21 protein-coding genes and 1 riboswitch are annotated in these 21951 nt (G+C 70.1%); of the genes, 19 read left to right on the forward strand and 2 right to left on the reverse strand.

Annotated features, from left to right (window positions below):
* Positions 1 to 119: 119 nt before the first annotated feature.
* Positions 120 to 318: riboswitch (cobalamin riboswitch) on the reverse strand.
* Between the two features lie 94 nt (positions 319 to 412).
* The gene (locus ACK8CO_RS10785) at positions 413 to 838 is read right to left on the reverse strand and encodes a Fur family transcriptional regulator (RefSeq protein WP_080618127.1); all 426 of its coding nucleotides are present in this window, start codon (positions 836 to 838) and stop codon (positions 413 to 415) included.
* Positions 839 to 1127: 289 nt separating this feature from the next.
* Here ACK8CO_RS10785 and ACK8CO_RS10790 point away from each other — a divergent pair, with 289 nt between their 5' ends.
* The 19 genes from ACK8CO_RS10790 (at position 1128) to ACK8CO_RS10880 (ending at position 21120) form a co-directional block, all read left to right on the forward strand.
* Entirely contained in the window at positions 1128 to 2033 is a 906-nt protein-coding gene (locus ACK8CO_RS10790; RefSeq protein WP_414896619.1) for a metal ABC transporter substrate-binding protein, read from the forward strand.
* A gap of 69 nt (positions 2034 to 2102) precedes the next feature.
* Positions 2103 to 3020, forward strand: a complete 918-nt coding sequence (locus tag ACK8CO_RS10795) for a manganese/iron ABC transporter ATP-binding protein (RefSeq protein WP_414896620.1) — start codon at positions 2103 to 2105, stop codon at positions 3018 to 3020.
* On the forward strand, positions 3017 to 3877 hold the full coding sequence (locus ACK8CO_RS10800) for a metal ABC transporter permease (RefSeq protein ID WP_414896621.1): 861 nt from the start codon (positions 3017 to 3019) through the stop codon (positions 3875 to 3877). The genes ACK8CO_RS10795 and ACK8CO_RS10800 overlap by 4 nt, the downstream gene beginning before the upstream one ends.
* Positions 3877 to 4713, forward strand: coding sequence for a metal ABC transporter permease (locus ACK8CO_RS10805; protein WP_414896622.1), 837 nt, complete (start codon positions 3877 to 3879; stop codon positions 4711 to 4713). The genes ACK8CO_RS10800 and ACK8CO_RS10805 overlap by 1 nt, the downstream gene beginning before the upstream one ends.
* A 762-nt stretch (positions 4714 to 5475) precedes the next feature.
* Complete coding sequence (locus ACK8CO_RS10810) at positions 5476 to 7524, forward strand: type VI secretion system Vgr family protein (RefSeq protein ID WP_414896623.1); 2049 nt, start codon at positions 5476 to 5478, stop codon at positions 7522 to 7524.
* On the forward strand, positions 7524 to 7784 hold the full coding sequence (locus ACK8CO_RS10815) for a PAAR domain-containing protein (protein WP_414896624.1): 261 nt from the start codon (positions 7524 to 7526) through the stop codon (positions 7782 to 7784). Before ACK8CO_RS10810 ends, ACK8CO_RS10815 begins: the two co-directional genes overlap by 1 nt.
* A 576-nt stretch (positions 7785 to 8360) precedes the next feature.
* Positions 8361 to 8654 (forward strand): hypothetical protein, encoded by a 294-nt coding sequence (locus ACK8CO_RS10820; RefSeq protein ID WP_414896625.1) that lies wholly within the window; start codon positions 8361 to 8363, stop codon positions 8652 to 8654.
* Positions 8655 to 9224: 570 nt separating this feature from the next.
* Positions 9225 to 9725, forward strand: coding sequence for a hypothetical protein (locus ACK8CO_RS10825; protein WP_414896626.1), 501 nt, complete (start codon positions 9225 to 9227; stop codon positions 9723 to 9725).
* Between the two features lie 48 nt (positions 9726 to 9773).
* Positions 9774 to 10982, forward strand: coding sequence for a phage tail sheath family protein (locus ACK8CO_RS10830; protein WP_414896627.1), 1209 nt, complete (start codon positions 9774 to 9776; stop codon positions 10980 to 10982).
* A gap of 63 nt (positions 10983 to 11045) precedes the next feature.
* Positions 11046 to 11510, forward strand: coding sequence for a phage tail protein (locus tag ACK8CO_RS10835; RefSeq protein ID WP_042465649.1), 465 nt, complete (start codon positions 11046 to 11048; stop codon positions 11508 to 11510).
* Positions 11511 to 12818: 1308 nt separating this feature from the next.
* Positions 12819 to 13634 (forward strand): hypothetical protein, encoded by an 816-nt coding sequence (locus ACK8CO_RS10840; RefSeq protein ID WP_080618137.1) that lies wholly within the window; start codon positions 12819 to 12821, stop codon positions 13632 to 13634.
* Positions 13631 to 15112: a phage baseplate assembly protein V gene (locus ACK8CO_RS10845; protein WP_414896628.1), complete on the forward strand. Its 1482-nt coding sequence runs from the start codon at positions 13631 to 13633 to the stop codon at positions 15110 to 15112. Before ACK8CO_RS10840 ends, ACK8CO_RS10845 begins: the two co-directional genes overlap by 4 nt.
* A gap of 1 nt (position 15113) precedes the next feature.
* Positions 15114 to 15443, forward strand: a complete 330-nt coding sequence (locus ACK8CO_RS10850) for a hypothetical protein (protein ID WP_080618139.1) — start codon at positions 15114 to 15116, stop codon at positions 15441 to 15443.
* Entirely contained in the window at positions 15440 to 15904 is a 465-nt protein-coding gene (locus ACK8CO_RS10855; protein ID WP_414896629.1) for a GPW/gp25 family protein, read from the forward strand. Before ACK8CO_RS10850 ends, ACK8CO_RS10855 begins: the two co-directional genes overlap by 4 nt.
* Positions 15901 to 18432 (forward strand): baseplate J/gp47 family protein, encoded by a 2532-nt coding sequence (locus tag ACK8CO_RS10860; protein WP_414896630.1) that lies wholly within the window; start codon positions 15901 to 15903, stop codon positions 18430 to 18432. The genes ACK8CO_RS10855 and ACK8CO_RS10860 overlap by 4 nt, the downstream gene beginning before the upstream one ends.
* Entirely contained in the window at positions 18419 to 18973 is a 555-nt protein-coding gene (locus ACK8CO_RS10865) for a hypothetical protein (RefSeq protein ID WP_414896631.1), read from the forward strand. Before ACK8CO_RS10860 ends, ACK8CO_RS10865 begins: the two co-directional genes overlap by 14 nt.
* Before the next feature lie 4 nt (positions 18974 to 18977).
* Positions 18978 to 20330, forward strand: a complete 1353-nt coding sequence (locus ACK8CO_RS10870; RefSeq protein WP_414896632.1) for a PASTA domain-containing protein — start codon at positions 18978 to 18980, stop codon at positions 20328 to 20330.
* Positions 20331 to 20351: 21 nt separating this feature from the next.
* Complete coding sequence (locus ACK8CO_RS10875) at positions 20352 to 20660, forward strand: hypothetical protein (RefSeq protein ID WP_080618144.1); 309 nt, start codon at positions 20352 to 20354, stop codon at positions 20658 to 20660.
* Positions 20661 to 20670: 10 nt separating this feature from the next.
* Positions 20671 to 21120, forward strand: a complete 450-nt coding sequence (locus ACK8CO_RS10880; RefSeq protein WP_414896633.1) for a hypothetical protein — start codon at positions 20671 to 20673, stop codon at positions 21118 to 21120.
* On the opposite strand, the gene ACK8CO_RS10885 is transcribed toward ACK8CO_RS10880, so the two are convergent.
* The gene (locus tag ACK8CO_RS10885; RefSeq protein WP_414896634.1) at positions 21098 to 21826 is read right to left on the reverse strand and encodes a hypothetical protein; all 729 of its coding nucleotides are present in this window, start codon (positions 21824 to 21826) and stop codon (positions 21098 to 21100) included. The genes ACK8CO_RS10880 and ACK8CO_RS10885 overlap by 23 nt on opposite strands.
* Positions 21827 to 21951 lie beyond the last annotated feature (125 nt).

Here is a 21951-nt window from a genome sequence, read left to right on the forward strand (position 1 = left end):
CTTTCGAACGGCCCGCGCTCGGCGCGCGCCGGAACTGGAAACGAAACCCCGCGACCGGCGTCGCGGAGCGGCGGTGTCACCTTTGCGGAAGGCCGCTCCCGGCACGCCCCACGCGGCCGGAACAGGTGATCGGTCCAGGCAGGTTTCCTGACTCGCGGATGAGCGCCTTGCCCGGCCTTCCCGGCGCGCGCGGCCAGTGGCATGTCGGGCAGGCTGTCCGCCTACAGTTGCGGGGGCAGTTCCGGCTCCGGCCGACGGGCCGTCCCGGATTCCCTTTTCACCGGACATCGATCCGGCACCTGAACCGCGCCAGAGATGCGAGAGCGGCGCGCGACTGTCAATGCGCCGGGCTTTCAGAAGTTTTCATGACAATGATGAGGGCGCCGCAGGTTGCGCCCCTGACCCGGCCCGGTCAGCGCGGTTTGCGCGGCCTGACATAGAGTTCCAGCTTGTGGCTGACGATCTCGAAACCGTGCTTGCGGGCGATCTCTTCCTGCAGCCGCTCGATCTCGTCGGATCTGAATTCGACCACCTCGCCGGTCTCGAGATTGATGAAATGGTCGTGATGCTGTTCGGGGGCCGGTTCGTAGCGCAGGCGTCCGTCCTCGAACATGTGGCGTTCGATCAGCCCCTTCTCGGCAAGCTTGTTCATCGTCCGGTAGACGGTGGCGATGTTGATCCCCGGCTCGATGGCGGCGACCCTGCGATGCAGCTCTTCGACATCGGGATGATCCCCGGCCGCATCCAGCACCTCGAGGATGACCCGGCGTTGCCCGGTGATGCGAAGACCGTGCCGCCGACAGATGTCGAGCAAGGACTCGGGGCTGGCTTTGGTCATGGGGCGTCCGCTCCGTCGGTGATGTCCTGTGCCCGACACCGGAGCGGGCCGGTCGGGCTGAAGCGATGCCATAGCATGAACGCGTGGCAAGGTCATCCGGCTTGACGACAGGCAGGGCCGCCGGACCCGGGCGGCCGGGAAGGCAGGCAGGGGGTGGCAGGCCTCCGGTTGCGGGCTGCAATTGCAAATAACTTGCAACAAGCCATGGGGCTGCTATCTGTATCTGCGACTCTCTTGCAACTGGGCGGCCCGTGCAGGGCGATTGCCCGAACCCTGGAAAGGACGGTCCATGAGCCTGAAGATGACAGGCCTGATCGGGGTGGCGGCTACGGCCGGGCTGATGGCGGGCGCCGCACTTGCGGATGCAGACCGGATGAAGGTGGTGACGACCTTCACGGTCCTGGCCGACATGGCCCGGCATGTGGCAGGCGATGCGGCCGATGTGGTCTCGATCACCAAGCCGGGGGCCGAGATCCACGGCTATGAGCCGACGCCGCGCGACATCCTCCGGGCGCAGGATGCCGACCTGATCCTGTCGAACGGCCTGAATCTCGAGCTGTGGTTCCAGCAGTTCCTGGACCATCTCGGCGACGTGCCCTCGGTCACGCTGAGCGAGGGCATCGACCCGATCCCGATCGCCGAGGGCGCCTATCGGGGCAAGCCGAACCCGCATGCCTGGATGGGGCTCGAGACGGCGCTTGTCTATGTCGACAATATCCTCGACGCCTTTGCCGAGCACGACCTCGCCAATGCCGCGACCTATGTCCGGAATGCCACCGCTTACAAGGACGCGCTGCGCGCCACGCTCGAGCCGCTGAAGGCCGAGATCGCGACCATTCCCGAGGCGCAGCGCTGGCTGGTCACCTGCGAGGGCGCGTTCAGTTACCTGGCGCGGGATTTCGGGCTGAAGGAGCTGTATCTCTGGCCGATGAATGCCGATCGGATGGGCACGCCGCAACAGGTGCGCGCGGTGATCGACGGGGTCAGGCAGAACGATGTTCCGGTGGTCTTCTGCGAAAGCACCGTCAACACCGCCCCGGCCGAACAGGTCGCGCGCGAGACCGGCGCCAGATATGGCGGGGTGCTCTATGTCGACAGCCTGTCGGAACCGGGCGGACCGGTGCCGAGTTATCTCGATCTGCTGAGGGTCACGTCGCAGACCGTGGCGGACGGGCTGAGTGCAACCGCGAACTGACGCCCGGTGGGGCAGACGGCCCTGCCGGGGCGCGACATCCGGCGGGGTCTTTCCGGGAGGAGGGACGGCATGAAGGATGAGCTGAAGACGGACGGGGCGCCGCCGCCAGATGCCGCGAATCCCGACGCCGCAGACACCGCGGGCGGCATCGAGGCGCGCGGGGTGACCGTCACCTACCGCAACGGCCATACCGCGCTGCGAAACGCCTCGTTCCGGATCCCGCGCGGCACCGTCACCGCCCTTGTCGGGGTCAATGGCGCAGGGAAATCCACGCTGTTCAAGGCGATCATGGGCTTCGTGCCGGTGGCGCAGGGCGATATCCGCCTGCTGGGCCTCGGCGTGAAGGAGGCGCTGCGCCGCAACCTCGTCTCCTATGTGCCGCAATCCGAGGAGGTGGATTGGTCCTTCCCGGTTCTGGTCGAGGATGTGGTGATGATGGGCCGTTACGGCCATATGGGCTTTCTGCGCCGGCCCGCGACGGCAGACCGCGCCGCTGTCGAGGCCGCGCTCGGCCGGGTGGGGATGCTCGAGTTCCGCCACCGCCAGATCGGCGAGCTGTCGGGGGGCCAGAAGAAGCGCGTCTTCCTGGCCCGCGCGCTGGCCCAGGACGGGCAGGTGATCCTGCTCGACGAGCCCTTCACAGGCGTCGACGTGAAGACCGAGGACCAGATCATCGCGCTTTTGCGCGCGCTGAAGGACGAGGGCCGGGTGATGCTGGTCTCGACCCATAATCTGGGCTCGGTGCCCGAATTCTGCGACCGAACGATCCTGGTGAAGGGCACGGTGCTGGCCCATGGCCCGACCGAGACCACCTTCACCCGCCCCAATCTCGAGGCGGCCTTCGGCGGGGTTCTGCGTCATTTCACCCTGGGCGGGCCCGATCTGCACGAGGATGACGACAGCCGGCAGGTCTCGATCTTCACCGATGACGAGCGCCCTCTGGTGCAATATGGCGAGCGCACCCGCAAGGCGGAGACCCGGGAATGACCGCGCTTCTGGAGCCTTTCGCCTATGGCTACATGACCAATGCGATGTGGGTCTCGGCGCTGGTCGGGGGCGTCTGCGCCTTCCTGTCCTGCTACCTGATGCTGAAGGGCTGGTCCCTGATCGGGGACGCCCTGTCGCATTCGGTGGTGCCGGGGGTGGCCGGGGCCTATATCCTCGGGCTGCCCTTCGCGCTTGGCGCCTTTCTGTCCGGCGGGCTGGCAGCGGGGGCGATGCTGTTCCTGTCGGACCGCTCGGGGCTGAAGACCGATGTGGTCATCGGCATCATCTTCACCTCCTTCTTCGGGCTGGGGCTGTTCATGGCCTCGGTCAACCCGATGTCGGTCTCGATCCAGACCATCACCATGGGCAACATCCTCGCCATCACCCCCGGGGACACGCTGCAGCTGGCGATCATCGGCATCGTGTCGCTGACGGTCTTGGTGCTGAAATGGAAGGACCTCATGGTCACCTTCTTCGACGAAAGCCATGCCCGCTCCATCGGCCTGCGCCCGGGGCTTCTGAAGGCGGTGTTCTTCGTGCTGCTCTCGGCCAGCGTGGTGGCGGCGATGCAGACGGTCGGGGCCTTCCTGGTGATCGCCATGGTGGTGACGCCGGGCGCGACGGCCTATCTGCTGTGCGACCGCTTCCCGAGGCTGATCCTGACTGCGGTCGGCATCGGTGCCGCGACCGGCTTCGCGGGCACTTATCTCAGCTATTTCCTCGACGGCGCCACCGGGGGCGTGATCGTGCTGCTGCAGACCCTGATCTTCCTCGCGACCTTCCTTCTGGCACCGAAACACGGGCTTCTGGCCGCCCGGCGCAAGGCCGCAGCCGCCCTGACGGCCGAGGGGGCGTGATGCTCGACACGCTTCTGATGCCGTTCCAGTTCGGCTTCATGCAGAAGGCCTTCGCGATCGCCCTGATCGTCTCGGTGCCGACGGCGCTGCTGTCCTGCTTTCTGGTGCTGAAGGGCTGGGCGCTGATGGGGGACGCGGTCAGCCATGCGGTTCTGCCGGGGATCGTGCTGGCCTATGTCGCCGGGCTGCCGCTGATCCTGGGGGCCTTCGCGGCCGGGATGCTGACCGCGGTCGCTACGGGGTTCCTGTCCGGAAACAGCCGGATCAAGCAGGACACGGTGATGGGCGTGGTCTTCTCGGGCATGTTCGGGCTGGGGATCGTGATGTTCGTCGCGCTCCGGACCAATGTGCATCTCGATCATGTGTTGTTCGGCAACATGCTGGGCGTGGGGGCCGGGGATCTCTGGACTGCGGGGGCGATTTCGGCCTGCGTCAGCCTGGTGCTGGTCGTGAAATGGAAGGATCTGATGCTTTACGCCTTCGATCCGGCCCAGGCGAGAGCCTCGGGCCTGCCGGTCGGGTTGCTGCATTACGGCCTGCTGGCAATCCTGTCCCTGACCATCGTGGCGACGCTTTCGGCCACCGGGCTTGTGCTGGCGGTCGGGCTGCTGATCTCGCCGGGGGCCATCGCCTTCCTGATCGTGCGGAGCTTCGGGCGCATGCTGGCCGTGTCGGTCCTGGTCTGTGCCGTGGCGATGCTGGGCGGAACCTATGCCAGCTTCTTTCTCGACAGCGCACCGGCGGCCACGATCATCCTGGTGCTGACGGGCCTGTTCGTTCTGGCCTTCCTGCGCCGCCTGCAGCAAACCCGGGCCGCGTCCCGCAAGGCCACTTGACGCGCCCCCACGCCCTTCCGCCGACCTGCCCCTGAGGCCGCCGCGCGCGCCCCGGGCGATGCAGCTCTGACGGAGGTCGGCGGGGCCGGTGTCATGCGCCCCCGAACAAGTGGACGGCGCGGCTGTGGTTCCGGTCGCGGACGGGCGCCTGCGGTTGATCTGCCTGGAAAAGCCCCGGCCCATGGGCGATGACGCCGGGCGGTATGGGCGCCTCCTGCCCGCGTGATCCAAGGGGGCGGGGCCGAAGGATCATCCGGGCACCCCTGCGGTGCCACGCCCCCGGAGATCTGGAGAGCCAGCATATCAGGTGCCTGAAGACCGAGCCCATCTCCGGGGAAACCAGATCCGCGAAGAAGACCTCGCGATTTGCCGCGGGGGCGAAGTGCCGTGCCCGGTGCGGCTGGCCGACGGGCTTTCCCCTTCCGGGAAGGCCGCGGGCGGTCGAGGATCGCTTCGCATCCCGAGGGCGGCGCGGAACGAGCTGTCGCGCGGAACAGGTGCGAGGCGCCTGCACCGGCGCGGCCCGGTGCGGGGAGGGGAGGGGGCTGCTTGATGGCTGAAGCGGCGAAATGCAAGGAAACCTCGTGAATGCGTCCCGGGGTGTCAGGGCTGCCGCACCAGGAGTTTTACGCATCTGCCGCCGGTCCCATGGCGTCGGCGTGATGCTGCCAATGATCGTGACCCCGGAATAAAATCCCGTCTCAAGGGTTGCCATGACAGGCCCCGCGTTACTACCTTAGCGGTATTAAAAGAGGGTATTTCATGAGTGGATTCTTCCGTCAGGACGCCCGCATGGGCCGGATTTCCACGGTTCTGGGGCAGGATGTCCTGGTGCTCCGCCGGTTCGAGGGCGTCGACCACCTGAACGCGCTGTTCGACTATTCTGCCGATTGCCTCGCCGCCACGGCCGATGTCGATTTCGACCGGCTGATCGGGACCCATGCCACCGTCACCCTCACCACCCGCGACGGCGCGCGCCCCTTCGACGGCATCGTCACCGAGGCCCGCTGGCTGGGCTCGGGCGACAATGGCCATCGCTACCGGCTGCGCCTGAGGCCCTGGGCCTTTCTCGCGAGCCTCCGCCGTAACCAGCGGATCTTCCACAACAAGACCGTGGTCGAGATCCTGACCGAGTTGCTCTCGGCCTATGCGGATGCGGGCGCGCTGACGGTCGAGCTGGCCAACGACTACCCCGAACTCGAATACACCGTGCAGTATCGCGAGAGCGACCTGGCCTTCGCCTGCCGGATGATGGAGCGGCATGGCATCAGCTACCATTTCCGCCACGCGGATGGCGCCCATGAGATGGTGATGACCGACCAGGTCGAGGCCCATGACAGCATCGGCGCGCGGCCCTTCCGGCCGGCCGAGGGCCACCACCAGGAGGAGATCTCGCATTTCCGCGCCTGGCGGCCCGCGCGGCGGATCACGACCGGGGCGATCCGGCTGACGGACTACAATTTCAAGACCCCGGTGGCGGCGATGGAAACCGACCATCTGGGCGACGCCGTCCATGAACAGGGCCAGATCGAGAGCTTCGACTGGCCCGGCGATTACCTCGACCAGGGCCGCGGCAAGGTGGTGGCCGAGTTGCGCGCCGCGGGGGAACGCGGCCAGGACCGGCGTTACGAGGCCGAGGGCGATATCGTGGCGCTCGGCGCGGGTCTCCGGGTGACGCTGTCGGGCGACCCGGTGCCCGGCACCGGCGGCGAGTATCTCTGCCTCAGCGCGCGGCATTCCTACACCGCCGACAATTACGGCTCGGGCGGGTCGGACGATGGCGACGGCCGCGCCTATGACGGGCAATACGTCCTGATGCCGGTCGAGGCGCCGCTTTTGCCCGAACAGAAGACCGCGCGGGCAGACGTGCGGGGGCCGCAGACCGCGACGGTGGTCGGCGAGGGCGAGATCGATTGCGACGAATATGGCCGTATCCTGGTGCGGTTCCACTGGGACCTGGACGATGCCTGGTCGATGCGCTGCCGGGTGTCGCAAAGCTGGGCCGGTGCGGGCTGGGGCGGGATGGTGATCCCGCGGATCGGCATGGAGGTGGTGGTCGAGTTCCTCGACGGCGACCCCGACAAGCCGCTGGTCACGGGGTGCGTCTATAACGGCCGGAACCCGGTGCCCTATGATCTGCCCGCCAACAAGACGGTCTCGACCTTCAAGTCCGACACCCATCAGGGCGCGGGCTATAACGAGTTCCGCTTCGAGGATGAGAAGGACCGCGAAGAGGTCTTCCTGCATGCGCAGAAGGACCACAACACCATCATCGAGAATGACGAAAGCCATTCCATCGGACATGACCGCTCGAAATCGGTGGGCAACGACCAGTCGGAAGCCATCGGCCATGACAAGACCATCTCGGTCGGCAACGACCATCGCGAATCCATCGGTCAGGACATGTATTACACCGTCGGCCGCAACCAGCAGGAAGATTACGGCAAGGACCACATCCACCACGTCGGCAATATTCACAAGCAGTCGGTCTGGGCCGATCACCTCTACGAGGTCGGCCGCAATTACCAGGGTGAGGTGGCGGGCAAGTACGTGCTCGATGTCGGGACCTCGATCACCAACAATACCGGCAAGCACACGCTGATGGCCTTCGAGAGGTTCCAGATCAAGGGGCCGGGCGGCAAGATCACCATCGACGGCTCGGGCATCACGCTGGAAGCGGCCAATATCCGGCTCAAGGGCAATGTCTCGGTCGGCGGATCGGGCTCGGCCCAGGTCCCGACGCTGAAGCTGGCGGCCAAGGAAGGCCTGCCGCTCTGCGAGGAATGCGCCGCCATCAAGGAGGAGGTCTGATGCGCCAGATCGCGCGCGTCGGAGATACCCATGTCTGCCCGCGCAAGGGGCATGGGACCAATGTCATCGTGACGGGCGGCTCTGCGCTGATCGACGGCCGGCCGGTCGCGCGGGTCGGAGACAAATGCGCCTGCGGCTGTGTCATCGTCTCGGGCGCGTCGCAGATGACCTGCGACGACCGGCCGGTCGCGGTCCTGGGCTCCAAGACCTCCGGCGGCGGAACGATCGTTTCGGGCTCGCCGAATCACAAGACGATGTGACCGTGGCCCGGGGCCGCCGATGACGGTCCCGGCGGAAAAGGAAGCAGAGGCGCCCCTGGCCGGACACTCCCGAAAGCGGGTCGAGGCTCTTTCGGGTTTGGCCGCATGGTTCCTGTCAGTCACCGACAGACTGTGCGCCGATCCGGCTGACCCTCTCCTTCCCGCCCCACTGCCGAATCTCAGCCAGGATCGACACGGGCAATGACGGATTCCGTGGCTTCTGCCATCGTGCCGCGTCGGACAGGCCTGCCCCAGAGGCCGGGCCTGTCCGCCCTTCGCCAGAGCGGCTTGACCTGCATTGCGGAGGCGAGGGGGCCGTAAGAGAGGGCGGCCCTTGGAGGATAGGCCCGGCCGCATCGCGCGGGCAGTCTGCGCGGAAAGCCGCCGATCGGCGCTGTCTTCAAAGGTGGGCATCAAGGGGGCGCGGGCAGCTCTCCTCGAAATCCGCCGAACAATGCGTTAACCAAGCAATACTGTTGTTTCTTAGGGAGATAAGCGATGCGCCTTCCCCGTCTCACATTTGCTGCAGCGGTTGCTTTCGCTGCCACGGCCTCCGCCGCTTCGGCACAGGACACTATGAGCGAAGAACAATGCTTCGCGGTGCTGGGAGCCATGTCGAAGCTCGAGCTGTCGATGGTCGGAAAGGTGCCGCTCGAGGACGCCCGCGCGGCGCTTTCCGGGCTTCAATCGACGGTTCCGGAAAGCGTCTGGCCGCGCATCAATGACCTGGTGGCGGTCGCGGAGGCCGCACAGGGACGAGAACCGGGCGATCCGGCGCATCCGATGGCGACCGGGCAATTCCAGCAGGCCAGCACGTCCTATCGCGAGGCGCTTGCACCATATTGCCCCGGGTTCCACCTGGATTACTAATGTCGCGCCATGGGGCGGGTCAGCCGCGAACCTGGCTGCTGGACGCCTGCGCCGCGCGGCGGCCCGGATCGGCGACCGGGGCACACCGCTCGGGGGCCTGCTGCCGACTTTCCCATCTCCTGTCGCTGCCCCCGCGCTGTGAGGCAAACGGGCTCTGTGCCCTCCGCTGCGATTCGCCTGATCGGCGGTTTTACGTGTTCAGGCGCAATAAGGGTCCGCGATCTGGCAGGAAACGCGACCTTGCCTGAATAGCCGGCACTGTCGGAAGACTGCCGTTTCCGTGCATCGGGACGAATGACCGGCGTCGTGGCCGGGGGCGGCGGATCTGCGCTCCCGAAAGCGCGGCTTGCGCCCGGCAATGCCTGGTGCGGAGGCATCCGGGCCCGCGCTCGTGGCGGCTGTTTTGTTCTGGCCAGACGAGACCGGAGAGTGGCTTTGATGGCGGCAGGACAGGCCCCGCACCGACGGCGCCTCCGGCGCGGCGCTGCAGGCAAAGGTGACGCTAGGTTAATTTTAGTTGAAATATTCTACTGATTCACGCCATGATTGAGACAAAGCGGAGGGGGTCGCATGGAACGGGCACCGCTGCCTTCGGTCAGGTTCGGGACGGCGTCTGAACTGCGCGCGGCGCTGGTCGGCTGGATCGGCGCAACCGTGCCGGGCTGCCGGGTCGGCGCGCCCGGTGAGAAAACCGTCGGGGGAATCGGCGAGGATTCCGGAGACGACGCGGGCGGAGAGGGCCTGCGGGCGGTGCTGCGGCTGGGCGACATCGCCCCCGTTCCCCATGGCGAGGGCCGCGACCTGGTGCTGGCCCGGGCGAGCTACCGGCTGGATCTGGCGGCCGGGGGCATAGCCGAGGCCGAACAGGCGCTGGTCGATCTGATCCTCGGGGGCGCGGGGCATCCGGCCTTCGCGGTCGAGGCCGTGGCGCAACCCGATGCGCCGCTGCCGGGGCTTGCGATCCGGGCCTGTCTGGAACGGCGCCGTACCGCGCCGGCGGCGCCGCCGGTCAGGATCCACAATGTCGAACTGCGCCCGGGACGGCACCCCGGGGAACGGGAGACGGGATAGCGACAGGGGCCGCGCAATCGGGGCCCGTTCAGGGGGAGGGGGAAGGCAATGGTGATGACGGTAGCGGCGCCCGGCGTCTATGTTTTCGAAGAGAAGCTGGGCCCGAGGACCATCGAGGCGGTCGGCACCAGCGTCGCGGCGCTGGTGGGGCGGGTGCCCTTGCGCGGGGTCGCGGCGGGAACCCCGGTCCCCGTCAACGGCTGGATGGAGTTCCGCCGCCGCTTCACCGACGAGGACAGCTCCAGCACCGATCTGAGCAATGCCGCCTTCGGCGCCTTCGCCAACGGGCTGCGGCGGCTTTGGGTGATGCCGACCGAGGCCGGCTCCGAGATCTCGGATGACGATCTGCGGCCGCTCGAGGGGATCGACGAGATCGCCATCGTGGCAGCGCCGGGCTATGCCACCAAGGCCAGCCATGACGCCCTGGCGACCCATGCGATGCGCTGCAGCGACCGCTTTGCCCTGTTCGATCTGCCCAAGGACGCGCCGGTCGAGGCGATGACCGAGGTCGGCGGCGCCACCCGGCGCGGGGGGGCCGTGACCGATGGCGGTGGCGACGGCCCCGACCCTGCTCCGCCTTCGGCCCCGTCTTCGGCCACGGCCAAGGCGGTGCGCCCCTCCAGCATCGATTGCGGCGCCTGTTATGCGCCCTGGCTGCTGATGCAGGACCCGCTGAAGCCCGGCGAGCGGGTGCTGGCGCCGCCCTCGGGGCATGTGGCGGGGATCTATGCCCGGGTCGACGCCACCCGGGGCGTGCACAAGGCGCCCGCCAACGAGCTGGTGCTGGCCGCCATCGATGCCGAGCGCCGGATCACCCGCCAGCAGCAGGAGCTGCTGAACCCGCGCGGGGTCAACGCGATCCGGTTCATGGGCGGAGGGCTGAAGGTCTGGGGGGCGCGGACGCTGTCCGAGGATTCGCTCAACCGCTACGTGCCGGTGGTACGGCTGGTGCTGATGATCAGGGAATCGATCGAACAGGGCACGGGCTGGGTGGTGTTCGAGCCGAATTCCTATCCGCTCTGGGAGGCGATCAAGCTCGACGTGCGGGCCTTCATGACCCGGCTCTGGCGCTCCGGCGCGCTAGTCGGGCGGACCCCGGACGAGGCGTTCTTCGTGAAATGCGACGAAGAGACCAACCCGCCCGAGATACGCGACGCGGGCCGTGTCGAGACGCTGATCGGCTTCGCGCCGGTGCGACCGGCCGAATTCGTGATCTTCCGGCTGGCCCAGGTCACGGCCGGGGCCGAGCCCGCCTAGGGCCGGCATGAGGGCAGGGCGCGGCCGCAAGGCCGGGTCCGGGACAGGACGAGGAGGGGGACGATGCCTGAAAACGCCACGGCCGCGCGGCCCGAGCCACTGCGCAACTACCAGTTCTCGCTGCAGATCCAGAACCGCGAGATCGCGGCCTTCACCGCCTGCACCAATCTTGGGATGCGGATCGCACCGATCCGTTATCGCGAGGGCGGCGCCCATGAGGCGGTGCGCTGGCTGACCGGCGACACCGAATATGGCGAGGTCTGCCTGCGCTTCGGCGTCACCAATTCGACCGAACTCTGGGACTGGATCATGACCGCGGCCGCCGGCGCGGTCGAGCGGCGCAATGTGGCGATCATCCTCTATACGCCCCGGGGCGACGAGGCCTTGCGCTACAACCTGACCGCCGCCTGGCCCTGCGAATGGGCGGGCGCGCATCTGGACGCGCTCGATCAGGGCGTGGCCTATGAATACGTCAAACTGGTCTTCGAACAGATCGCGGCGGTGCCGCGCGCCGCGGCGGCGACCTGAGATGACCGGGCGCCAGGGCTTGCTGGCCGGGACGGTTTCGGCGCTGGGACGGCTCCTGGGCCGGATCGTCCTCCTGCTGTCGAAGCGCGGCGGGGCGGCGGCCGCCTCCGGGGACGAGTCGGCGGACGGGCCGGGGCCGGGGGACGGGCGGCCACCCGCCCATTGGCTGGCCGCGATCCGCGCCGCCGCGCCCGACAAGCTGGACGGCCCCCGGCTGATCGCTGATTTCGCGGGCGGCATCCCCAACCGGAGCGCCGGGCCGGAACGCGCATCGCCGCCCTCTGCGGCCCCTCCAGTAAGCGTAGAGAGGAGGGCAGCGGAAAGCGGGGCCATGCCAGTCTCTGCGCCGGTATCTGTGCCGGTATCTGTGCCAGTATCTGACCCCGGGTCTGCGGCCTCTGCCGCCTCCCCGCCTTCGGCGACGCCACTTGCGCCTGGCGCACGGGGCCCGCACCCGGCCTCTCCATCGGTGACCCGTTCTCCCGCCGCGCGGTCGCGCAGCCCGTATCCCCGGGTCTCGGTTCTGCCCCCGGCCTCGCTGGCGGCTGCGGCGGTCCTGGCAGAGGCGGAGCGGGCGGCGCGGGAGGGCGCTCCGTCGACGCCGCCGCGCCGGAACCCGGCGGTGCATGTGCTGCCCTGGCCGGCCCCTGCCATCCCCTCGGTGCCGAGTGATGACCCTGACGCAGGAGCGGCCCGGGAACGGGCAGGTCGCCATCGGGCGCTTTTGGGTACGGACCAGAGCCGGGGCCGCGAGGAGGGACAAGGCGACAGAGACGGCGAGGGACACCAGCGGCCACAGGGCGGACAGGCTGGGTCTGAGAAAGGGCAAGGCGACTGGCCCGACGATTGGCAAGGACAGGGGCAGGCCGACCCGCATCCCGGGACCTCGATGCCTCCGGATCCTCCCTTGCCTCTGCCGGAGCACGCGGCCCCTGCTGCGGTCTCGCATGTCGTCCCCGCGCCTGTTCCGCCGGGCTTCCCACCGGGCCTCCCCCTGCAGCCGCGACGGTCGGGGCGCGCGGAGGCCTGCGCCGGGACGGTCCGCCTGCCGGTCCGGGCCCCGGGCGTCGATCCGACCCCCGCTTGCGTCCCCGCGCTCGCGGCGGACGGACCGCGCGCAACCCCGCCCGCAACCCCGACCGTTTTCGGGACGAGGGAGGCCGGGCCGGCAAGCATCGCCGATGCGGCCGGGCGGTTCCCGGCCCTGGATCCGGTGCGCGAGGCCGATCCGCTGCCGCCCTTCGAGCGGCGGCTGGACGGTCCCGAGGCGCGCCGGGCGCGGCTCATGCGCGAGCAGGGAGGTGAGCTATGGACCGTGTGATGCTGCTGGTCGACGAGACCGGGGACCAGATCTCGGCCCTCCTGAACCCCGCAAGCCTCAGCTTCCGGCGCCAGTCCGGGCTGCGTCCCCGGCGCCGGATCGGCGCGGCCGTGGTCGGCGGGACCGGCCGCGACGCGCCACTGGTCTTCGCGGGCGACGCGGTCACCGAACTCGAGCTGGAGCTGCTGTTCGATGCCGATTTCGCGGCCCCTGCCGGTCCCGGCCCGTCCACCCCCGCCCCCCGCGACAGTCTTGACGTGCGGCGGCTGACCGCGCCGATCTGGCGGCTGTCCGAGGCGGCGGACGCGCGCGGCGAGGCGCTGGACGACCTGCCCCAGCTGTTCCTGATCTGGGGCCGTGCCACCAAGCTGCGCTGCCGCCTGATGGGGCTTTCGGAACGGCTGGAACGGTTCGACGCGGTGGGCATCCCGCGCCGGTCCTGGCTGGCGCTGAGGTTCCGGGTGTTCCAGGAGGCCGAGGAGGACCCGCGCGGCTATCTGCCTCTGCCCGCGCCGGTTCTGGCAAGCTTCCCGGACGAGGCGCCGGTGCCGGGGGCGCTGGCGGGGCCGCCCGACCCGGATCTGCCCGGGCTGATGATGGACCGAAGCCCCGGCGTCACCGTGACCGGCGGCGCGCGGCTCGATGAGATCGCCGCGCGCTGGCTGGGCTCGCCCGCCGACTGGCGCTGGCTGGCCGTCCTCAACGACCTGACCGATCCGCTGCGGCTGGAGCCCGGCAGCGTGCTGAGCCTGCCGCCGCCCGGCGCCGCTCCGGGCGCCCCGACCACGGGGGCCGCGCCATGACCGAGATGCCCCGCCCCGGCCGCGATCTGGAACGCAAGCTGACGGTGCGGCTCGACGGCGTGCCGCTGGCGCCCGCGGCGGTCGATGCCCTGACCGGGATCGAGCTGCGCCAGACCGCCTCGGCGCCCGCGCTTTGCGAGCTGTCCCTCGAGGCGGGCGGCACTCTGCCGCTGGATCCGGGCGCACTGACGGGACAGCGGCTCGAGATCGCGGCGGGGCCGGGGGCCGTGCTGTTCGAGGGCAGCATCGGCGCGGTTGCCACGGGCCGGGCGCGGCCGAACCGAAGGACACTGCGGATCAGGGCGCATGACCCGCTGGTGGCGCTCTATCGTTCGGCGCTGCCCGCGCGGCACGAGGCCGACGGGCTGGATGCGCTGGCCCGCGCGATCCTCGGCCGCCACGGGCTGACGCTGCGGTGCGAAAGCGGGGCGCCCTGTCCGGCGGTGCTGTTGCAGCACGGCACCGACGATCTGCGGTTTCTGGCCCGGCAGGCGGCGAAGCTGGGCTTTCATCTGGCCGCCGAGGGCCGGGCCGTCGATCTGTTCGGCGCGGACGGGCTGGGTGCGCCCTTGCGGCTGTCCTTCGAAGGCGGCTTGATCGAGGCCGAGATCGAGGAGAACGCGCTTGCGGGTTTTGCCGCCACCCGGCTGACGCTGTGGGATACGGGGCCGAACCGGCCGCTTGCGGGGGAAAGCCCGGGCGCTGTGCCGGGCCGGGCGGGCGAGGTCACGCTGGCGGCGGAGCTTTACGAGCCGCCCGTTACCGCGGAATGGCTGAGCGGCGCGCGCGCGGCCCAGCATGGCGCGGCCGCGCGCCGGATCTCGGGCGTGGCCCTTGGCGATGCCGCGCTCAGGCCGGGGCGGCGGATCGCGCTTGGGCTGGAGCCGGGTCGGACCGCCGGGGGCACCATCGCCGAGACCCTGCACCGGGTCGAACCGGGGCTGGGCTGGGTCACCGAATTCCGCACCGGGCTGCCCACCTGGGTGCCCTCCGGGGGCATGCTGGCGGCGCCGGGCAGCGTGTCAGAGGTCTCGGGCGGGGACGATCCGCTGCTGCGGCTGAAACTGGACCTCTGCGACGGGCTGGAAACCGACTGGCTGGCGGTGGCTTTGCCCGGGGCCGGGGCCGACAAGGGCATGATCGCGCTGCCCGAACCGGGCGACCGGGTGCTGGCGCTGGTTTTCGCGGAAAACCCCGCCCATGGTTTCGTGCTGGGCGGGCTTTACGGCGAACAGCAGGTGCCGCGGCTGGGGCGCGGCCCGGACGGGGTGCGGCCCTATCTTCTGCGCACGCCGCGCGGCCAGCAATTGCTGTTGAGCGACCGGGGCGCCCGGGTCGAGCTGCGCGCCAGCGGCGGCAGCCGTCTGACCGCCGGGCCGTCCCGGACCGAGCTGCATTCGGCGGGCGATCTGGTGATCGAGGCGCCGGGCCGGGCGATCACGATCCGGGCGGCAAGCATCGGTTTCGAAGAGGGGTAGCATGCGGGTCCTGGTCGAACCGGCAACAATCGTCTGTGCCCATGGCGGCACGATCCCGCAGCGGGCCTCGCAGGGTTTCGTGACGGTGATGGGCGCCCCCGTGCTGGTCGGGCCCGATCCGGTGCCGCGGCGGGTCGATCTCTGCCCGCTGCCGCCGCCCCAGAAGAAATGCCTGACCACGATCACCGTCACGGCGGGCTATTCGCGCTTCGTGACCGTCGGCGGGCGGCCGGTCTGCCTCGACACGCTGGCGGGGCTCACCGAGGGCTCGCCGGTCGGCACCTGGCGCGTGCTGGCGCCGGGGCAGGCCCTGGTGGAGTGCAGCGCATGATCGCCCGGAGCGCCATGCTGCAGGGGATCGGGTTCGGCCTGGGGACCGGCGAGGGCGCATCGCGGGCCGCGGGGCCGGGGATCGGCCATACCGGCGCGCTGCTGCTTGTGCCCGAGGCCGCCTGCATCCGCCAGGATCTGCTGCTGCTGCTCCTGACGGTGCCGGGCGAGCGGGTGATGCGCCCGGCCTTCGGCTGCCATCTCGACCGGCTGCTGTTCCAGCCCAATGACGCGACGCTGGCGGGGCTTGCGATCCATTACGTGCGCCAGGCCGTGGCGCGGTTCGAGCCGAGGATCGAGATCATCGACCTCGATGCCGGGCGCCCGGCCGGGGCAGGGCCGGATGCGGAAGCCGGGGCGGGCAACCTGCTCGAGATCGTGCTGAGCTACCGGATCCGCCGCAGCCGGACCGAGGACGGGCTGGTGCTGCGGGTCGATCTCGATGCGGGGGGCCCGCCATGAGCCTGCCGCTGCCGCAGCTGGACGACCGCGATTTCGCGGCCCTGGTCGAGGAGGCGCTGGCCCGTGCCCGGCAGAGCTGCCCGGACTGGACCGACATGTCGCCCGCCGATCCCGGCCGCGCCCTGATCGAGGCCTTTGCCCATCTGACCGATGTGATGATCTTCCGGCTGAACCGGCTGCCGCGCAAGCTTTACGTGGCCTTCCTGAACCTTCTGGGCGGCGAGCTGCGCCCGCCCTCGGCCGCGACCGCGATGCTGGAATTCCGCCGCGAGGAAGGCGAGGCGGATCGGGCTCCGGCCGCCGTGACGATCCCTGCCGGCACCCGGATCGGCGGCCGGGGCGAGGGCGCGCCGGTCTTCGTGACGCTGGAACAGGCGGTGCTGGCGGCCGATGCCCCAAGCGTCTCGGTGCGCGCGATCCATGCCGCCTGGGTCGAGGGAGAGCTGCTCTCCGAGGGGGTCGAGGGTCCCGGCGCGGTGCTGGCGCTGGCGCAGGGTCCGGTGATCGCGCCTCTGCCCTATGAGAGCGGCATCCTTCTGGGCGTCGAGGAAAGCGCGGGCGGGCGCCCGATGCGCCGCTTCGGCGGGCGGGATTTCGCGCTCTGGCCCGGGCTCGAGACTCCGTTCGAGCTGTTCTCGGACGGCCCGGGCTTTTACTGCGCGCGGGCTGCGGGGCGGATCTTCCTGCCGCGCACGGCCCCGGGCAGCGCGGGCGTGCCCCCGCGCGATGCGCAGATCCGGGCCTGGTATCTGACCGGCGGCGGGGCGGCGGGCAATGTCGCGGCCGGAACGCTGAGCGAGCTGCGCGACCCGATCCCGGGGCTGGCGGTGCGCAATCCCGAGCGCGCGGCGGGCGGGCGCGACGCCGAGCCGCTGGAAGCGGCGCTGGAACGCATCCCGCGCGAGGTGTTTTCCGACCGCCGCGCGGTCACTGCCCGCGATTTCGAGGCCATCGCCACCGGCGAGGGCGGGGTGGCGCGGGCCCAGGCGCGGACCGGGGTGCAGCTCTGGGCCCATGCCGAACCGGGCACGGTCGAGCTGCTGCTGGTGCCCGAACCGGCGCCCGGCCAGTCCGATGCGGTGGGCCGCCGCGCCGGGATCGAGCCGTTGCAGACCGAGGAGCTGCGCGGCCGCATCGCCCGCCTCATCGCCGCGCGCAAGCCGCTGGGGGTGACGGTCAATGTCGCCTGGGCGCGGCTGAAACCGCTGTCGATCCGGGTCGATGTCGAGATCGAGCCCGACGCGCCCGAGGACGCGGTCCTGCGCCGGATCGAGGCGGGGCTCGACCGGCTGATCTCGCCCTTCCGCGACTGGCCGCCGGGCCGTCCGATCCGGCCCGCCGATGTCTATGGCACGGTGCTGGCCGAACCCGGGGTGCGCAGCGCCCGTTCGGTGGTCTTCGAGGTCGCCGAGGCGCCCGATACGGATGTCCGCGACGCGGTGCCCGACCCGCATCAGCCGCGCACCTGGTTCGCGGCCGCGGGCGACGCCATCTTCCGGTCGCTGAATGACGGCGCCAGCTGGGAAAGCGTCGCCCGGCAGGAGGGCTGTCCGGCGGTCGCGATGCGCCCGCATCCGACGCGGCCGGGACTGGTCGCCGCGGTCTGGGCCGAGGGCGGGAACCATACCGAGGACGGCGCGCGGCTGGCGGTCAGCTTCGATTGCGGCGAGACCTGGCAACGCGACGCGATCCGCTTCGACAGCTGGATCTACGACCTGGCCTGGCTGGGACGGGCGGCCGATCCGGTGCTGCTGATCGCCACCCGCTCGGGGCTTTACACCTGGCAGCTCCGCTCCGAGGCCCTGCAGCGGCGGCTTCCGGTCGCGGCCGGGGTGGATGCGGTGGGCGCCTATGCGGTCCTGGCCACCGAAACCGCGCTCGGCCGCCCGGTGGTGGTGCTGGCGACGCGGGAACAGCGGGGGGTGTGGATCTCCTACGATCCGCTGGAGCCGGGCAGCTTCGTCGCGACCGGGCTCGAGGGCAGCGACATCCGGGTGCTGGACACGGCCGATCTGGCGGGCGGGCGTTATATCTGGGCGGGTGCGCGGGCCACCGGCGGCAGCGCGGGCGAGGGCGCCTTCCGGCTGACCCTGCCCGAGCGGCCGCAGGATCTGGACGCCTGGCAGCCCCTGCGCGCGCACTGGCGGGGGGGCTCGTGCCTCGGCTTCGCCTTTCTCGGCAGCCGCGCCTATGCCGGGTCCTTCGATGCCGGGGTGCTCGAGGCCGATCTGGCGGCCGATCCGCTGTCCTGGACCGCGCCCGAGGTCGATATCGGCCTGCCCTTCCGCAGCCGCGAGAACCTGTTCGAGCCGGTCACGGCGCTGGCCGCGCGCGCCGCCGGTCCCGGCGGGCCTGAACTCATGATGGCGGCCGGTCCGCGCGGGCTTTATGCGCGGGGCGAAGGCGGCGGGCCCTTCGCCGCCACCTCGCCGACCCTGTTCGAGAACGAGGTCCGGCTGCCCGCGCCCTGGCTCTTCGCCTCGGAGCCCCATCGCATCAGGGTGATCGGATCCGATGACACGCCATGAAATCGCAGCCCTCCTGCCCGAGATCCTGCGCGAGGCCGACCGCCCCGCCTCGCCCTTCCGCGCGCTGCTCGAGGCGATGGCCGGGCTGGCCGATCCGGTCGACCGCGAGATCGACGGGCTCGACGTCCAGATCGACCCCAGGCGCTGCCGCGACCGGATGCTGGGGATGCTGCTGGGATGGCTGGATCTGGGGCCGGTGGCCGCGGCGGTCGCGCGCCATGTCCGCGATCCGGCCCTGCGCGATGCGCGGCTCCGGCGGCTGGCCTTGGCCGCGCCCGCGCTGCTGCCCCGGCGCGGCACCCAGGCCGGGCTGCGCGACATGCTGGCGGCGGCCTCGGGGCTGGAGGCGCTGCAGCTCTGCGAAAGTCGGCCCGGCGACGGCCCGGGCCTTCGCCCGTTTCATGTGGTCATCGAATATCCCCGGCCCGAAAGCCCCGTCCGCGCCCTGATCCGGGAGGTGGCCGAGCTGGAGAAACCGGCCTTCGTCAGCTTCGAGATCGTCGAATTCTCCGCAACCGAAGACCGTGAGGAAGGAACCTGAGGGAATGCCAAGTTTCGAGATCGACGCCCCCCAGCTTGTGATAGAGCCTTCCGGCAGCGTGCAGGTCGGCATTTCCAACCGGGCCAACCAGGCCCGGAGCTGCCGTCTGCAGATCGCCTCCGAGGATGCCGAGACCGCGGGCTGGGTCGCGATCTCGCCCTGGCAGGAACGCAGCCTGCAACCGAACGAGCGCAGCGAAATCACGCTGAGCGTGACCCCGCCGCCCGATGCGGCGACCAAAGCGGCGGCCAAGGCGGCAACCGGTCCGCGGCGGTTCCGGCTGCTGGCGGTCGAGGTCTCGAACCCCGACGAGGATGTGGCGCGCAGCCCCGATTTCCGCTTCGATCTGCCCGGGGGCGGGGGCGCCAGGACGCCGCTCTGGCCGTTCATCGCCGCGGGGGTCGCGGCGCTTCTTCTGGTGATCGGGGTCGGGGCCTATCTGTTCTGGCCGCCCGGGACGGCACTGGTGCCGGGGCTGAGCGGGCTGCAGCTTTCCGAGGCCGAGGCCCGCCTGAAAGAGGCCGATCTGGTCCTGGGCGATGTCGAGGATCGGGAAACCGGCGGCGCTGCGCCGGGCATCGTTCTCGCTCAGGATCCGGGCGAGGGCGCCGAGCTCGCACGCGGCTCGGCGGTGGCGCTGACCGTGTCGATCGAGCCGGCCCGGGCCGAGGTGCCGAACCTGGTTGGCCTGAGCCAGGCCAACGCCGAGAACATCCTGCGTGATCGCGGGCTGCGTCTGGGACGGATCTCGACCCGGGAAAGCGGCGGCGTTGCGCCGGGAACGGTGCTTGCCCAGGACCCGGCAGCGAGCGCCGGGCTTGCGCCGGGATCGGCGGTGGCGGTGGTGCTGGCAGCCGCGCCGGAGGAGGCGGTCGACGAGGACTGCATCCGCCACGATCCGGGCCGCATCGCGGCAAAGCAGATCGGCGGCCGCTGGAAGATCGTCGAGGGCAGCCACTGGATGCTGGACTTCGGCACCGATGGCGACAGCGCGAAGAAGGCGCTGGCGGTGCTGCAGGCCTATGGCGCCGACCGGATCTGCTATGTGAGCCGGCCGCAGCCACCGATGATGTATATCCTGAACGGCGACAGCGCCCCGGCCGCCACCGCCGCGACCCGGCAGAGACTGGCGGCGGCGGGGATCGGCCGCGAGGATTGCATCGGTTTCGATCCGGCGACGCTGGACCTGGAAAGCGGCGGTTCGGGGGTGACGCTGGTCAGCGACCGCAGCCGGATGATCCTCTTTCGCAACATGGACGAGGCGAAGACGGCGCTGAGGGTGATCCGCAAGCACGGTTTCACCCGGCAATGCTTCGTCGGCCGTCCGAACCCCGAATTCCGGTATTTCCTGCGCTGAACTCTATGAAAGGAGACAGAAATGGCGCTTGCACTTCCTGTGACGATGAAGAAGGCGGTTCATGTGATCGGTATCCTGTGCGCGGCTGCGGCCGGGCTTGCCCTGATCATCCACGGCGCGATCATCACCAGGGCGCCGCTGGAAATCGCCTGGGGCGCGATCTTCCTGGCCGGGGCGCTCCTTGCCGTGCTCGGCGGGGCGACGGCCAGCCCCCGGGGCGGCATCGACCCGCCCTCGGTGGGGGCAAAGTTCACCCGGATCGCCGACTGGGCCTGGTATTGCATCGCGGCTCTCGTGGTGGTGGGCATCGTCCTGAGCTTCGTGATCTAGGCCGGGCGCAATGGGGGTGAAGGGCGCGGTCGCGCTGTTGCTGGTCTTCGGTCTCGTCTTCTACCTGACGCTGGGGGCGGGGCTGATGACCGGACGCGGCACCGGCCCGCCCGATCCCGAAAATTTCAGCGCCCCGGGATGGACCGGGGCGCTGGACCGGCTTGTCGCGCCGTTCCGGCCGCGGCTGGACCTGCCGCAGACCCGCTTCGTCTTTACCGAGGCCGGCTCGATCGAGCTGCCGCGGATTTCGGGCGAGGCGATGCGGCGGGCCAGTTTCGCGGTCGAGGGACGGGCGCGGCTGGTCTATTCCTGCCCGGGATGCGACGGGGATCAGGTCTGGCCAGAGGAAGGGACCCGCGATTTCGGCAAGGTCAGCTTTGCGGTCTTCCCCTCGGGCGGGCGGATCCTGGTCCGTCCCCAGAGCAGCCGGGTGGTGCTCAGCTTGCGGGACGGGCGGTGAGAAGCGAACGGATCTCGCGGATCAGCCCCGGCAGAGTGCCGATGAACAGCGCCACGATCCAGACCAGCGCGAGGACCGAGGTGATCAGCGCCGCCAGCGCATCCGTGATCGAGGCGAGAAAGCCCGGCACCAGGGCATGCAGGACTGCCGTCAGCCAGGTCAGGGCCAGCGAGCTGGCAATCGCCAGCATCAGGGTCTTCATCTTCAGGAAGCGCTGATGGGCGAGGATCAGGCAGATCGCGAAGCCGAGCTTGAAGGCCATGATCAGGGCCAGCGCGGCGGCGGCCTTTCCGGTCGGGAAATCCGCGAAGGCGGCGAAATAGGCCAGGGTGCCGAAAGGGACCGCCAGAAACAGGGTCAGCATCAGCATCAGCGCCGCGAAGGCCGCGAGGATCAGGGCCAGCACCGCAAGCCCGCCGATCAGCGCCAGCAGGATGCCGATGGCCGCCTGCACCCGTCCCGCCAGCGCGGGCCAGAGCAGGGCCAACGCGATGGCCAAGGTGGCATAGACCAGGATCAGGTCGATGGCGGCAAGGTAGGGCACGCCGAAGCCGGGCGAGATATCGGGCAGCCCTTCCAGCAGCCCTCCCCCCGGTGGCGGCACCAGCGCGGGCCAGGCCAGGGCCAGACCGATCTCGAAGGAGACCGCGAAGGCCAGCAGCACCAGCGCCAGCACGAAGAACGGCATGCGGAGGGTCTCGGTCACGGGGCGGCATCCCCTTTGCGCGAGCGTGTCGGGACATGATACCGCAGAAGGCGGCCTTCTCAAGCATAGTCTCGGGCTCATTCTTGGGCGCGGTGTCGGGATGGGCGACGCCCGGCGTCGGGCAG

Origin of the sequence: Rhodovulum sp. HP10 (genome assembly GCF_047553435.1) — a bacterium.
GTDB lineage: Bacteria > Pseudomonadota > Alphaproteobacteria > Rhodobacterales > Rhodobacteraceae > Rhodovulum.